8 protein-coding genes are annotated in these 11761 nt (G+C 73.8%); all 8 read left to right on the forward strand.

From position 1 onward, the window contains the following. The first annotated feature begins 27 nt into the window (after positions 1-27). The 8 genes from ACSMXO_RS20255 to ACSMXO_RS20290 are packed head-to-tail and all read left to right on the forward strand — an operon-like array spanning position 28 to position 11755. Complete coding sequence (locus ACSMXO_RS20255; protein ID WP_346262650.1) at positions 28-285, forward strand: acyl carrier protein; 258 nt, start codon at positions 28-30, stop codon at positions 283-285. Further along, positions 282-1121: an SDR family oxidoreductase gene (locus tag ACSMXO_RS20260; RefSeq protein ID WP_346262651.1), complete on the forward strand. Its 840-nt coding sequence runs from the start codon at positions 282-284 to the stop codon at positions 1119-1121. The genes ACSMXO_RS20255 and ACSMXO_RS20260 overlap by 4 nt, the downstream gene beginning before the upstream one ends. Before the next feature lie 22 nt (positions 1122-1143). Continuing rightward, positions 1144-4107 carry a 3-phosphoshikimate 1-carboxyvinyltransferase gene (gene aroA / locus ACSMXO_RS20265; protein ID WP_455418948.1) on the forward strand — a complete coding sequence of 988 codons (2964 nt, stop codon included), beginning with the start codon at positions 1144-1146 and terminating at the stop codon, positions 4105-4107. Next, positions 4104-5252, forward strand: a complete 1149-nt coding sequence (locus tag ACSMXO_RS20270; RefSeq protein ID WP_346262653.1) for an acyl-CoA dehydrogenase family protein — start codon at positions 4104-4106, stop codon at positions 5250-5252. Before aroA ends, ACSMXO_RS20270 begins: the two co-directional genes overlap by 4 nt. Then, the gene (locus tag ACSMXO_RS20275) at positions 5249-6043 is read left to right on the forward strand and encodes an SDR family oxidoreductase (RefSeq protein WP_346262654.1); all 795 of its coding nucleotides are present in this window, start codon (positions 5249-5251) and stop codon (positions 6041-6043) included. The genes ACSMXO_RS20270 and ACSMXO_RS20275 overlap by 4 nt, the downstream gene beginning before the upstream one ends. Beyond that, the gene (locus ACSMXO_RS20280; RefSeq protein ID WP_455418949.1) at positions 6040-8019 is read left to right on the forward strand and encodes an FAD-dependent oxidoreductase; all 1980 of its coding nucleotides are present in this window, start codon (positions 6040-6042) and stop codon (positions 8017-8019) included. The genes ACSMXO_RS20275 and ACSMXO_RS20280 overlap by 4 nt, the downstream gene beginning before the upstream one ends. Further along, entirely contained in the window at positions 8016-9956 is a 1941-nt protein-coding gene (locus ACSMXO_RS20285) for an ATP-binding cassette domain-containing protein (RefSeq protein WP_455418950.1), read from the forward strand. Before ACSMXO_RS20280 ends, ACSMXO_RS20285 begins: the two co-directional genes overlap by 4 nt. After that, the gene (locus tag ACSMXO_RS20290; protein WP_455418951.1) at positions 9953-11755 is read left to right on the forward strand and encodes an ABC transporter ATP-binding protein; all 1803 of its coding nucleotides are present in this window, start codon (positions 9953-9955) and stop codon (positions 11753-11755) included. The genes ACSMXO_RS20285 and ACSMXO_RS20290 overlap by 4 nt, the downstream gene beginning before the upstream one ends. The last annotated feature ends 6 nt before the right edge of the window (positions 11756-11761 follow it).

Raw genomic sequence — 11761 nt, forward strand, 5'->3', positions numbered from 1 at the left:
ACCCGATCCGACCGAAGGAGCCCGCTTATGTCCTCGCCATCGACCTCCGTCACCGCCTCCGCCGTCGAGGAGCGCCTCCGCGCCGAGCTGATCGACCTCGGCGTCGAGGAGGAGGCGATCACCCTGGACGCCAAGTTCGACAAGCTCGACATCGACTCGCTGGACGTCGCCGACCTGATGGCCATGGTGGCCAAGGAATACAAGGTGGAGATCCCGCGCAGCGAGCTGGCTGACGTCACGATCGGGCAACTCGTCGAGCGGATCGTGGCGGGCGTGTCGCGTTGACCTCGCTGCTGAGCCTGGACAAGCGCACCTACCTGGTCACCGGGGTCCTGAACAACGAGTCGATCGCCTGGCACGTGGCGGCCGCGCTGCAACGGGAGAACTGCGAGGTCGTGCTGACCTCGTACGGGCGGGTCGCCCGGATCACCCGCAAGGTGGCGGAACTGCTGCCGTCCCGCCCCGAGGTGCTGGAGCTGGACGTCATGTCCGACCAGAGCGTCGACGCGCTGGCCGGCACGGTCGAACGCCGCTGGGGGCACCTCGACGGGGTGGTACACAGCATCGCCGCCGCACCGCCGGAGGCGCTCGGCCCGGGGTTCGGCAGTACGCCGGCCGGCGAGGTGCTCGACGGGTTCCGGGCATCGTCGTACTCGTTCCAGCAGCTCAGCACCGCACTGGCGCCGCTGCTGGCGCGGGCGCCCGGCGGTGGTGCGGTGGTCGGGCTGACCGTCGACTCCGCCCGGGCGCTACCCGGCTACGGCTGGATGGGCGTCTACAAGTCGGCACTGGAGGCGATCGCCCGCTATCTGGCGATGCACCTCGGACCGTCCGGCATCCGGGTCAACCTGGTGGCCGCCGGCCCGATCGAGACGGTTTCGGCGCGCGGCGTGGGCACCTTCGCCGCGCTCGCCGAGCAGTACGAGCGGTGGGCGCCGCTCGGCTGGGACCGGGCAGACCCGGCCCGGGTGGTCGGGGCCGTGCTCTTCCTGCTCTCGGACCTGTCCCGGCACACCACCGGGCAGGTGGTGCACGCCGACGGCGGGATGCACGCCGTCTTCGGCGGAGTCGACCCGGCCGCCGGCAGCACGGCGTCGCGGCCGGATGTCACGGCCGGCTGACCACATACCGCGGGGAGGGAACGTGCGTCTCGTCGTCAAGGGGACGAGCGAACCGCTGGTGGGCGAACTCGACGTACCGGCGTCGAAATACCACGCCCACCGCGCGCTGATGCTGGCGTCACTGGCCGACGGGACCAGCCGGATCCACGGCGGCTGCGGCGCCGGCCACGTGCAGCACACCATCCGGGCCCTGCGCGACCTCGGCACCTCGGTCACCGTCACCGGCGACACCTTCCTGGTACGCGGCGGCCGCTACCGGCCGCGCCGCCCGGACATCTCGGTCGGCAGCTCCGGTACGACGCTGTATTTCCTCACCGGGCTGACCGCGCTGGCCGAGACCCCGGTCACCATCACCGGCCAGAAGTACTTCCGGCGCCGGCCGATCCGGCCGCTGCTCGACGCGCTGGCCGGAATCGGCGTGGAAATCACCTCGGCGGACGGGTTCCTGCCGATCCGGGTCGCCGCCCGCCCGCCGGCCGGGGGCCGGGTGGAGATCCCCGGCACCCTCTCGCAGTGGATCTCCAGTCTGCTGCTGGTCGGCGCGTTCGCGACCGGCCCGACCGTGGTCGAGGTGGTCGGCCCGTTCAACGAGCGCAGCTACGTGGACCTGACGATCGCGATGATGCGGCGGTTCGGCCTGCACGTGGCGGTGCACGGCGGCGGGCGGCGGTTCGAGATCGAGCCCGGACAGCGGCCCACCCCGGCGGTGGTGCACCTGCCGCCGGACGTCGGCGCGGCGGCGTTCGGCCTGGCCGCGACCGCCCTGCACCCCTCCGACGTGCTGTTCCGCAACCTGCCGGCGGTCGCTCCCGGCGAGCTCGACCATCCGGAGGCCGACCTCTTCGCCAGCCTGCGGGTGATGGGCCTGCCGCTGCTGCGCGACCCGGCGACCGGCTTCCTCCGGGTCCGGCACGACGGGTCCAGGCTCGATCCGGTCCGCGTCGACTGCCGGGCCGTCCCCGACATGCTGCCGGTACTCAGTGTGCTCGGCGCGCACGCGTACGGCAGCACCGTACTGGAGCACGTCGCGCACGTCCGGCTCAAGGAGTCCGACCGGGTCACCGCGATGCTGCAACTCAACCGGATGGGCGGGCGGCTGCGGCTGGACGGCGACCGGCTGGTCTGCGAGGGCGTCCCGCGGTTGCGCGAGGCGGACCTGTCGTCGTTCAACGACCACCGGGTGCTGATGGCGCTGGCGGTGGCCGCCACCCGGGCCGGCGGGCAGAGCCGGTTGACCTATCCGAACGCGCACCGGATCTCCTATCCGCAGTTCCTCGACCAGATGAACTCGATCGGCCTGAACATGTCGGTGGACCGCTCCCGGGTCACCCGTACGCCGCGCCGGCCGGCCCTGCCCACGCCGGCCCGGCTGGCCGCGACCCCGGTCTCCGAGCTGGTCCGCCGGCACGCCCGGCAGCGCCCGTACGCCGACGCGGTGGTCGAAATCGAGTCGCCGGGCCGGCCCGGTGGGGTACTGAGTTGGCGCGACCTCGACCGGCGGGCCGACCAGGCGGCGACCCTGCTGCTGGAGCTCGGTGTCGCCCCGGGCGACGTGGTCGCCTGGCAACTGCCGAACTGGTCCGAGTTCGTGGTGCTCGCGCTGGCCGCCACCCGGATCGGGGCGGTCTGCTGCCCGCTGATGCCGTTCTTCCGGGAGCGAGAGGTCGAGTCGCTGCTGCGCCGGTCCCGGGCCCGGGTACTCGTGATCTGCGCCGAGTTCCGGGGCCGGGCGTACGTCGCCGAGACCGCATCGGTGCTGGACCGGCCCGACCCGCCGGAGGTGGCCCACGTACTCGTGGTCGGCGGCACCGGTCCGCTGCCGGCCGGCACCGGCGGCGTACGGTGGCAGCGGTTCGCCGAGGCGCTGGCCCGGCAGCGCCCGCACGCCGCGACCCTGGCCGCCCGGGCACCCGCCCCGGACGCCCTCGCGCAGCTCCTCTTCACCTCCGGCACCTCCGGGGAGCCGAAGGGCGTGCTGCACCGGATGGCGACGCTGACCCGGGCCGCCGCCATGCAGGCCCGGCACCTCGGACTGACGGCGGAGGACCGGCTCTTCATCCCCTCGCCGCTGGCCCACCAGACCGGTTTCCTCTACGGGATGTGGCTCGGCGTCGTCCTCGGCGCCCCGATGGTGCTGCAACCGATCTGGGACGGCCCGGCCGCCCTGACCGCGCTGCACCGTACCGGCGGCACCTTCGTGCAGGCCGCCACCCCGTTCCTGGCCGACCTGGTCGAGGCGGTCGAGGACGGCGGCAAGCCGCCGCCGGCCCTGCGGGTCTTCGTCGCCACCGGCGCCGCCGTGCCGCGCGCGCTGGCCGAGCGGGCCACCCGGACCCTGGAGGCGGCCGTCTGCGGGGCCTGGGGCTCCACCGAGTCCTGCCTCGGCTCGCTCTCCGCGCCCACCGACGAACCCGCCCGGGCCTGGGGCACCGACGGCCGGGCGTTGTCCGGGGTACGGCTGCGGGTGACCGACGAGCACGGCAACGTGCTGGCCGCCGGGGCGGAGGGCAACTTCGAGGTGGCCAGCACCTGCCTCTTCGCCGGCTACCTGGACCATCCGGAGTGGACGGCGGCGGCGCTCACCCCGGACGGCTGGTACCGCAGCGGCGACCTGGCGGTGATCGACGAGGCGGGCTTCGTCCGGATCACCGGCCGGGTGAAGGACGTGATCAACCGGGGCGGCGAGAAGATCCCGGTGGCCGAGGTCGAACAGTTGCTGCACGGCCACCCCGCCGTCCGCGAGGTCGCGATCGTCGCGATGCCGGATCGGCGGCTCGGCGAGCGGGCCTGTGCCTTCGTCGTGCCGAGGCAGCCGTTCACCTTCGCCGAGCTGCGGCGGTTCCTGGACGAGCACCGGGTGGCCAAGCAGTACTGGCCGGAGCGGCTGGAGACCGTGCCCGAACTGCCCCGCAACGTGGTGGGCAAGGTGCAGAAGTACGTGCTGCGGGAGCGGCTGCGCAACACACTCGGCGAGGAGGAGCAGTGAACGGCAACGACGACCCCTCGTTCGCGACCCTGGTACGCGAGGTCGAGTCCTTCGTACGCGGACCCGGCGAGGAGTACGCGGCGACGATCGAGCGTGCCCGGGAGGTCCCACCCGAACTCTGGACCGAGCTGCGCGACCGGGGCTACCTCCGGCTGGCCGCCCCCGCCGAGTACGGCGGCGCCGGCCTTTCCTTCAGCCGCTACCTGGAACTGCTCGAACTCTTCTCGATGTCGCACGCCTCGCTGCGGATGATCGTGCACGTCTGCAACGGCGTCTGGCGGGCGATGGACCAGTTCGCCACCGACGAGCAGCGCAAGCGGTTCGTGCTGCCGCAGGTCGCCGGGGACCTGCGGGTGGCGTTCACACTCACCGAGCCGACCGCCGGCACCGGGGCGGACCTGCGCGCCAGCGTGGTCCGGGACGGCGACACCTACCACCTCTCCGGCGAGAAGCACCTGATCACCTTCGGGGCGAGCTGCGACTACTGGCTGCTCTTCGCCCGGCTCGCGGGCACCAGCGGCAAGGACGGCACCGTCGCCCTGATGGTGCCCCGGCAGGTGCCCGGGGTTCGGGTCGAGCCGATGCCGGACACCATGGGCGTACGCGGCACCGATCACGCCCACCTGGTCTTCGACCGCGCGCCGGTACCGGTGGCCAACCGGCTCGGCGAGGAGGGCGCCGGGCTGGCGGTCGCGCTCGGCGGCTTCCTCACCCCGAGCCGGATCGGGGTCGCGATGACCTGCGTCGGCCTGGCCCGCCGGGCCCAGGAGCTGGCGGTCGCGCACGCCGGCCGGCGGGTCACCTTCGGCAAGCCGCTCGCCGCCCGCCAGGCGGTGTCGTTCGCGCTCGCCGAGAACGCCGCCGACATCGAGGCCGCCCGGCAGCTCACCCTGCACGCCGCCCGGCGGTGGGAGACGGGCGGGACCGACGCCGGGGCGCTCTCCTCGATGGCGAAGCTGGTCGCGGTGGAGATGCTGACCCGGGTCACCGACAAGGCGCTCCAGGTGCACGGCGGGATCGGCTACTGGGAGAGCAGCCCGATCGAACGCGTCTACCGGGACGCCCGCGCCCAGCGGTTCGAAGAGGGCACCAACGAGATCCAGAAGACCGTGATCGCCCGAGAGATCCTGGGAGGGATCCGGTGACCAGTTATCAGGGTACGACCGCGTTGATCACCGGCAGCTCGCGCGGCATCGGGCGGGCGCTGGCGCTGACCCTGGCCCGGGGCGGCGGCACGGTGGTGGTCAACTACAAGAAGAACGCGGAGCTGGCGGAGCAGACCCGCAAGGAGATCATCCAGCTTGGCGGCACGGCGCTCACCGTCGCCGCCGACGTCGAGCAGCCCGAGGAGATCGACCGGCTCTTCGCGGCGGTGGAGGCGGAGTTCGGCCGGCTCGACTTCTTCGTCTGCAACGCGGCGGCCAGCTCCTTCAAGAACATCCTCGATCTGAAGCAGCACCACCTCGACCGCTCCTACGCGATGAACACCCGCTCCTTCGTGCTCGGCGCCCAGCACGCGGTACGGCTGATGCGCGACGGCGGGCGGATCGTGGCGCTCTCCAGCTACGGCAGCATCCGCGCCTATCCCACGTACGCGAACCTCGGCGCGGCCAAGGCCGCCATCGAGGCGTGGGTCCGCTACATGGCCGTCGAGTTCGCCGGCCGGGGCATCAACGTCAACGCGGTGAACGGTGGCATCATCGAGACCGAGTCCTCCGAGTACTTCTACCAGGTCCCCGGGATGGCACCGCTGGACACCGTGCTGCCCCGGATCCCGAAGGGCCGGATGGGCAGCGCCCAGGAGGTCGCCGACGTCGTCGCGTTCCTGCTCTCCCCGGCGGCCGAGTACGTCACCGGGCAGACGCTGGTGGTCGACGGCGGGCTGTCGATCGTCGCCCCGCCGTTCACCCAGGACCTGAGCGCACCGCTGGTATGAGCAGGCTCGAACACGTCTTCCGGGCCGGCCGGATCGGCCGGCTGGTGCTGCCGCACCGGGTGGTGATGGGCGCCATGCACCTCGGCTGGGAGACCCGGGACGACGGGGGAGCGGCGCTGGCCGCGTTCTATCTGGCCCGGGTCCGGGGCGGTGCCGGGCTGATGGTCACCGGCGGCACGGCGGTGAGCCCGGCCGGTGCCGGCGGTCCCGGGTACGGCGTGCTGACCGACCCGGCGTTCCGGCACCGGCTGCGCCGGGTCGCCACCGAGGTGGCCCAGGCCGGTGGCCTGCTCGCCCTGCAGCTCTTCCACGCCGGCCGGTACGCCAAGCCGGGCCCGGCCGGCCCCCGGCCGGTCGCGCCGTCCGCGGTGTTCAGCCCGTTCTCCCGGCAGCTTCCGGAGGCGCTGCCCGGTGCAGAGGTGGAGCGCACCGTCCGGGACTTCGCCCGGGGCGCCGTGCAGGCCCGCGAACTCGGCTTCGCCGCAGTGGAGATCATGGGCTCCGAGGGGTACCTCGTGGACCAGTTCCTCTCCCCGCTGACCAACCATCGCGACGACGAGTGGGGCGGCGACCCGGTACGCCGGATGCGGTTCGGTGTCGCCGTGGTCCGGGCCGTCCGCGAGGCGGTCGGTCCCGACTTTCCAGTGATCATGCGGATGACCGGCGCCGACCTGATGGCCGGGGGCACCGACCGGGAGACCGTACTCCGGTTCGCCCGCGCGCTGACCGACGCCGGGGCCGACGCCCTGAACGTCGGGGTCGGCTGGCACGAGTCGCCGACCCCCACCGTCCAGGCGGTGGTGCCGCCGGGGCACTGGGTACCGGTCGCCACGGCCGTCAAGGCGGCGGTCGGCACGGTACCGGTGATGGCGAGCAACCGGATCACCCGGCTGACCCAGGCCGAGGCGGTGCTGGCCGGTACCTCCGTGGAGTTCGTCTCGATGGCCCGGCCGTTCCTCGCCGATCCGGCACTGGTCGACCGGACCCGCCGGGGCCTGCCGGTCAACGTCTGCGTCGCCTGCAACCAGGCCTGTATCGACCGCTCGCTGGTCGACAGCCCGGTCTCCTGCATGGTCAACCCGGCCGTCGGGCGCGAGCCCGTGCCGGCGGCGGAACACGGCGGGCGGCCCGGCACGGTCGCGGTACTCGGCGCCGGCCCGGCCGGGCTGACCGCCGCCCACCGGCTGGCGCTGGCCGGGCACCGGGTGACGGTCTACGAGGCGGACCGGGACCTCGGTGGCCAGTTCCGGCTGGCCTGCCGGGTGCCGGGCAAGGCCGACTACGCCGACGCGATCGGTTACCTGGTCGCGGAGCTGACCCGGCTCGGCGGCGACATCCGCACCGGCCGGCCGGTCACCGCCGCCGACCACGGCCTGCTCAGCGGCTACGACGGGATCGTGCTGGCCACCGGGGTACTGCCGAGACCGGTGCCGATCCCCGGTGCCGACCTGCCGCACGTGTGTGACTACGCCTCGGCGTTCTCCCCCGGAGCGCTGGGGGAGCGGGTGGTGGTGGTCGGCGGCGGCGGCGTCGCGGTGGACCTGGCCCACCTGGCCAGCCATCCCGGGTCAGACCGTCCGGCCCGGCAGGTGACGGTCCTGCACCGGGGCGACCGGCTCGGGCCTCGGCTGGGCCGGTCGACCCGGTGGGCGATCCTCGCGGCCCTGCGGGACCAGGGGGTGCGGATCCTGCCGGGGGTCCGGGACCTGCGGATCGATGCCGACGGGGTGCACCTGGTCGATGCCGAGGGGACGCCCCGGACGGTGCCCGCCGACACGGTGGTGATCGCCGCCGGCCAGCTCCGCAACGACGCCCTGGTGGCGACGGTACGCCACACCGGGGTCTGGTACCGGGTCGTCGGCGGCGCCCGGGACACGTCGGGGCTGGACGCCGTCCGGGCGTTCGACGAGGGCTACGCCGCCGCACAGGCGTTCTCCGGCGTACGCGGACGAGACCGGGTCGAGGAGCAGGTATGAGCAGTTCGGAGCGGGCTTCCGCGCTCGGGGTGCTCCGGCGGGTCGCCGCCGACCGCTGGCGGATCCTCCGGCTGCTGCCCCGGGCCGGGTGGCCGGCGGTGACCGTCGCGGCACTCAACAACCTGCTGCTGGCCGCCGCACCGGTGCTGTTCGTCGTCGAGACGAGCCTGCTGGTCGGCCGGCTGCCCGCCGCGGTCCGCGACGGCGTCGACTCGGCCGCCTTCGACCGGCTGGTGACCGCGTTCGTGGTCGCGGCCGGGGCGCTGTGCGCGCAGCAGTTGCTGGCGCAGCTCCAGACCGCGACCGGGCTGCTGGTGCAGCGCCGGATTGACGGCGAGGTCGCGGACGAGCTGATGGACGCCGCGCTGAGCAGCGTCAGCATGGCGCCACTGGAGGAGCAGGCCCGGCTCGACCAGCTCACCGAGGCGTCCCGCGAGGTCGAGCACGGCATCCAGAGCCCCGGGGCGGCCTGCGCAGGGATGCTGGCCCTGGTCGCCCGCTACGGGCAACTTGCCGGGTACGCGGCCGTGGTCGGCGCCGTCTTCTCCTGGCCGGCCGGGATCGGGCTGCTCGTCGCCGTCCTGGTGTTCCGGCACGGCCAACGCGGCGGCCTGCGCAAGTACGCTGCCATCTACGGCTCGATCGTGCCCCGGGTACGGAAGCTGAGCTACTTCCGTGGCGTCGCCACCGGCCTGCCAGCGGCCAAGGAGATCCGGATCTTCGGCCTGCTGCCCTGGCTGCGCGACCAGTACCGGTCGGCGTACCTGGACTGGATGCGTCCGGTCTGGGCGGAGCGGCGCCGGGTCTACCTCAAGCCCTACTTCGGGTACACCGCGCTCGGGCTGCTGGTCGTGGTCGCGCTGCTCGCCGCGCTGGGCCGGGGCGGTGCGACCGGGCAGGTCGACCTCACCCAACTGGCACTGGTCGTCCAGGCCACCCTGGCGGCGATCCAGCTGGGTGACTTCTATCCGGAGGCCGACGTGCAGACCCAGTTCGGCATGAACGCCTACCGGGCGGTGCGGGACTTCGACGCCGGGATGCGCGCCTCGGCCGACCCGGCCGCGGCTACCGGACCGCCCGGCACCGCCGCACCCGCGCCGCGACCCGGCGCCGGACCGACCGTCCCGGCCGCGATCAGCTTCGAGTCGGTGTCGTTCCGCTATCCGCACCGGGCCACCCCGGTCTTCACCGACCTGGAGCTGACCCTGCGCCCCGGGGCCTGCACCGCGATCGTCGGGCTCAACGGCGCCGGCAAGACGACCCTGGTCAAGCTGCTGACCCGGCTGGCGATCCCGGACTCGGGCCGGATCACGGTCGACGGGCGCCCGATCGACGAGATCCCCACGGCCCGCTGGCGGCGGAGCCTCGCCGTCATCTTCCAGGACTACCTGCGCTACCCGAGCAGCGCGGCGGAGAACATCGCGCTCGGCGCCGTCGAGTACGCCGGGGACCGGGCCGGCATCCGGGCCGCCGCCGAGGCCGCCGGCATCCTCGACGCGCTCGACGCACTCCCGCTCGGCCTGGAAACGCCACTGAGCAGCCAGTTGCGCGACGGGGTGGAGCTCTCCGGCGGCCAGTGGCAGCGGCTGGCCATCGCCCGCGCGCTGTTCGCCGTCCGGCACGGTGCCTCGGTGATCGTGCTCGACGAACCGACGGCGAGCCTGGACGCCCGGGCCGAGGCACGCTTCTTCGACGAGGTGGTCGCCGCCACGGCCGGGGTGACGAAGGTGCTGATCTCGCACCGGTTCGGCACCGTCCGCCGGGCGGACCACATCGTCGTACTCGCGCAGGGGCGGGTCGCCGAGGAGGGTACGCACGAGGAACTGCTGCGCCGGGGCGGCCGGTACGCCCGGCTCTTCGCACTTCAGGCGGCCCGGTTCCGCGACGGGCCCGACCGTGCCCCGGTGGGCACCGCCGGAGAGCGGAGGGTCGGATGAGTCGAGGACTGCTGTCGGCCGCCTGGACCCTGTGGCGGACGTCGTTGCGGCAGGACCGGCGCAAGGCGGTCACCGCGCTGGCCCTGGTGGTCGCCGGTGCGGCGGCCTGGCCGCTGGTGGCGGTGCTGCTGCGTACCCTCTTCGACGCCGCGAGCGCCGGGCGCCCGGTGGCGGCGAGCCTGGCCGGGATCGGCGTGGCCGTGCTGCTGATCTCCGGACTCACCCTCGGGCACTTCGCGCACATCGCCTACTTCGAACTCTCCGAACTGGACGTGCTGCACCTGCACCAGGAGCTAATGGCGGCCACCAACGGGTCGCCGGGGATGGCGCACCACGAGCGGCCCGACCTCGCCGACAAGGTCGCGGTGCTGGAGCAGGACATCGAGCAGTTGCGGGTTGGCCTCCAGGCGGTGCTGACCGGGGTCGGGCTGGCCGTCGCCATGGCGCTGACCACGGCGGTACTCGGCTCGCTGCACCCGCTGCTGCTGCTCCTGCCGCTGGTCGCCGTACCGCCGCTGCTGGCCGGCCGGTGGGCGGAGCGGATGGTGGACCGGAGCCGGGAGGCCACCGCCGAGACCATCCGGCGGGCGCTCGGGCTGTTCCGGCTGGCCACCTCCGCCGCCGCCAGCAAGGAGCTGCGGGTCTTCGGCCTGGAGAACGAGGTGCGGCACCGGCACCGTGGACTGTGGCAGGACGCCACCGGCCGGCTGTGCCGCAGCCAGACCGTGGCGAGCCTGGTCCGGATGCTCGGCCAGTCGGCCTTCGCGGCTGGCTACATCGTCGCGGTACTGGTCATCCTGCGCGACGCCGTCGCCGGGCGCCGCAGCGCCGGTGACGTCATCCTGGTGATCGCGATCGCCGCCCAGGTCAACCAGCAGGTGGCCGCGGCGGTCGGGGTGTTGCAGGACCTCCAGCGGCTGCGCAGCGTCTACCAGCGGCTCGACGAGGTGCACGAGCTGGTCCGGGCCGACGAGCCAGCTCCCGCCCGGTCGCCCGGCACCCTCGACCCGCCGCCGGACCGGCTGCGCGACGGCATCCGGCTGGTCGGCGTCGCCCTGCGGTATCCGAGTGCGGACCGGACCGTGCTCGCCGACCTCGATCTGCACCTGCCGGCCGGCAGCACGGTCGCGGTGGTCGGCGAGAACGGCGCCGGCAAGACCAGCCTGGTCAAGCTGATCTGCGGTCTGCTCCGGCCGACCGCCGGCCGGATCCTGGTGGACGGCGCCGACCTGGCCGAGCTGTCGGCGCCGGGCTGGCACGAGCGGATCGCGGCCGGCTTCCAGGACTTCGTGCGGTTCGAGCTGCCGGCCCGGCACACCGTCGGCCTCGGCGACCTGCCCCGGCTCGACGACGAGGCGGCGGTGCGGACCGCGTTGGACCGGGCCGGCGCCGGCGACCTCGCCGGAGCGCTGGAGGCGGGCCTGGACACCCCGCTCGGCAAGAGCTACACCGACGGCGTCGAACTCTCCGGCGGCCAGTGGCAGAAGCTCGCCCTCGGCCGGGCGCTGATCCGGGACGACCCGCTGCTGGTGGTGCTCGACGAGCCGACCGCGGCGCTGGACGCCGAGGCCGAACACGCGCTGTTCGAACGCTACCGGCAGCAGGCCGCCCGGGTCGGCCGGCGTACCGGTGCGGTCAGCGTCTTCGTGTCGCACCGGTTCTCCACCGTCCGGCTCGCGGACCTGATCGTGGTACTCGCCGACGGCCGCGTCGAGGAGGTCGGCAGCCACGCCGAGCTGGTCGGCGCCGGCGGCCGGTACGCGGAGATGTTCGACCTGCAGGCCAGGGCGTACCGATGACCAGGG

The sequence above is a fragment of the Plantactinospora sp. DSM 117369 genome, assembly GCF_053764795.1.

What these genes read in the sequence shown, in the direction of transcription:
- ACSMXO_RS20255 (WP_346262650.1), top strand. Translation starts at nt 28, where the DNA reads ATGTCCTCGCCATCGACCTCCGTCACCGCCTCCGCCGTCGAGGAGCGC.
- ACSMXO_RS20280 (WP_455418949.1), top strand. Translation starts at nt 6,040, where the DNA reads ATGAGCAGGCTCGAACACGTCTTCCGGGCCGGCCGGATCGGCCGGCTG.
- ACSMXO_RS20285 (WP_455418950.1), top strand. Translation starts at nt 8,016, where the DNA reads ATGAGCAGTTCGGAGCGGGCTTCCGCGCTCGGGGTGCTCCGGCGGGTC.
- ACSMXO_RS20290 (WP_455418951.1), top strand. Translation starts at nt 9,953, where the DNA reads ATGAGTCGAGGACTGCTGTCGGCCGCCTGGACCCTGTGGCGGACGTCG.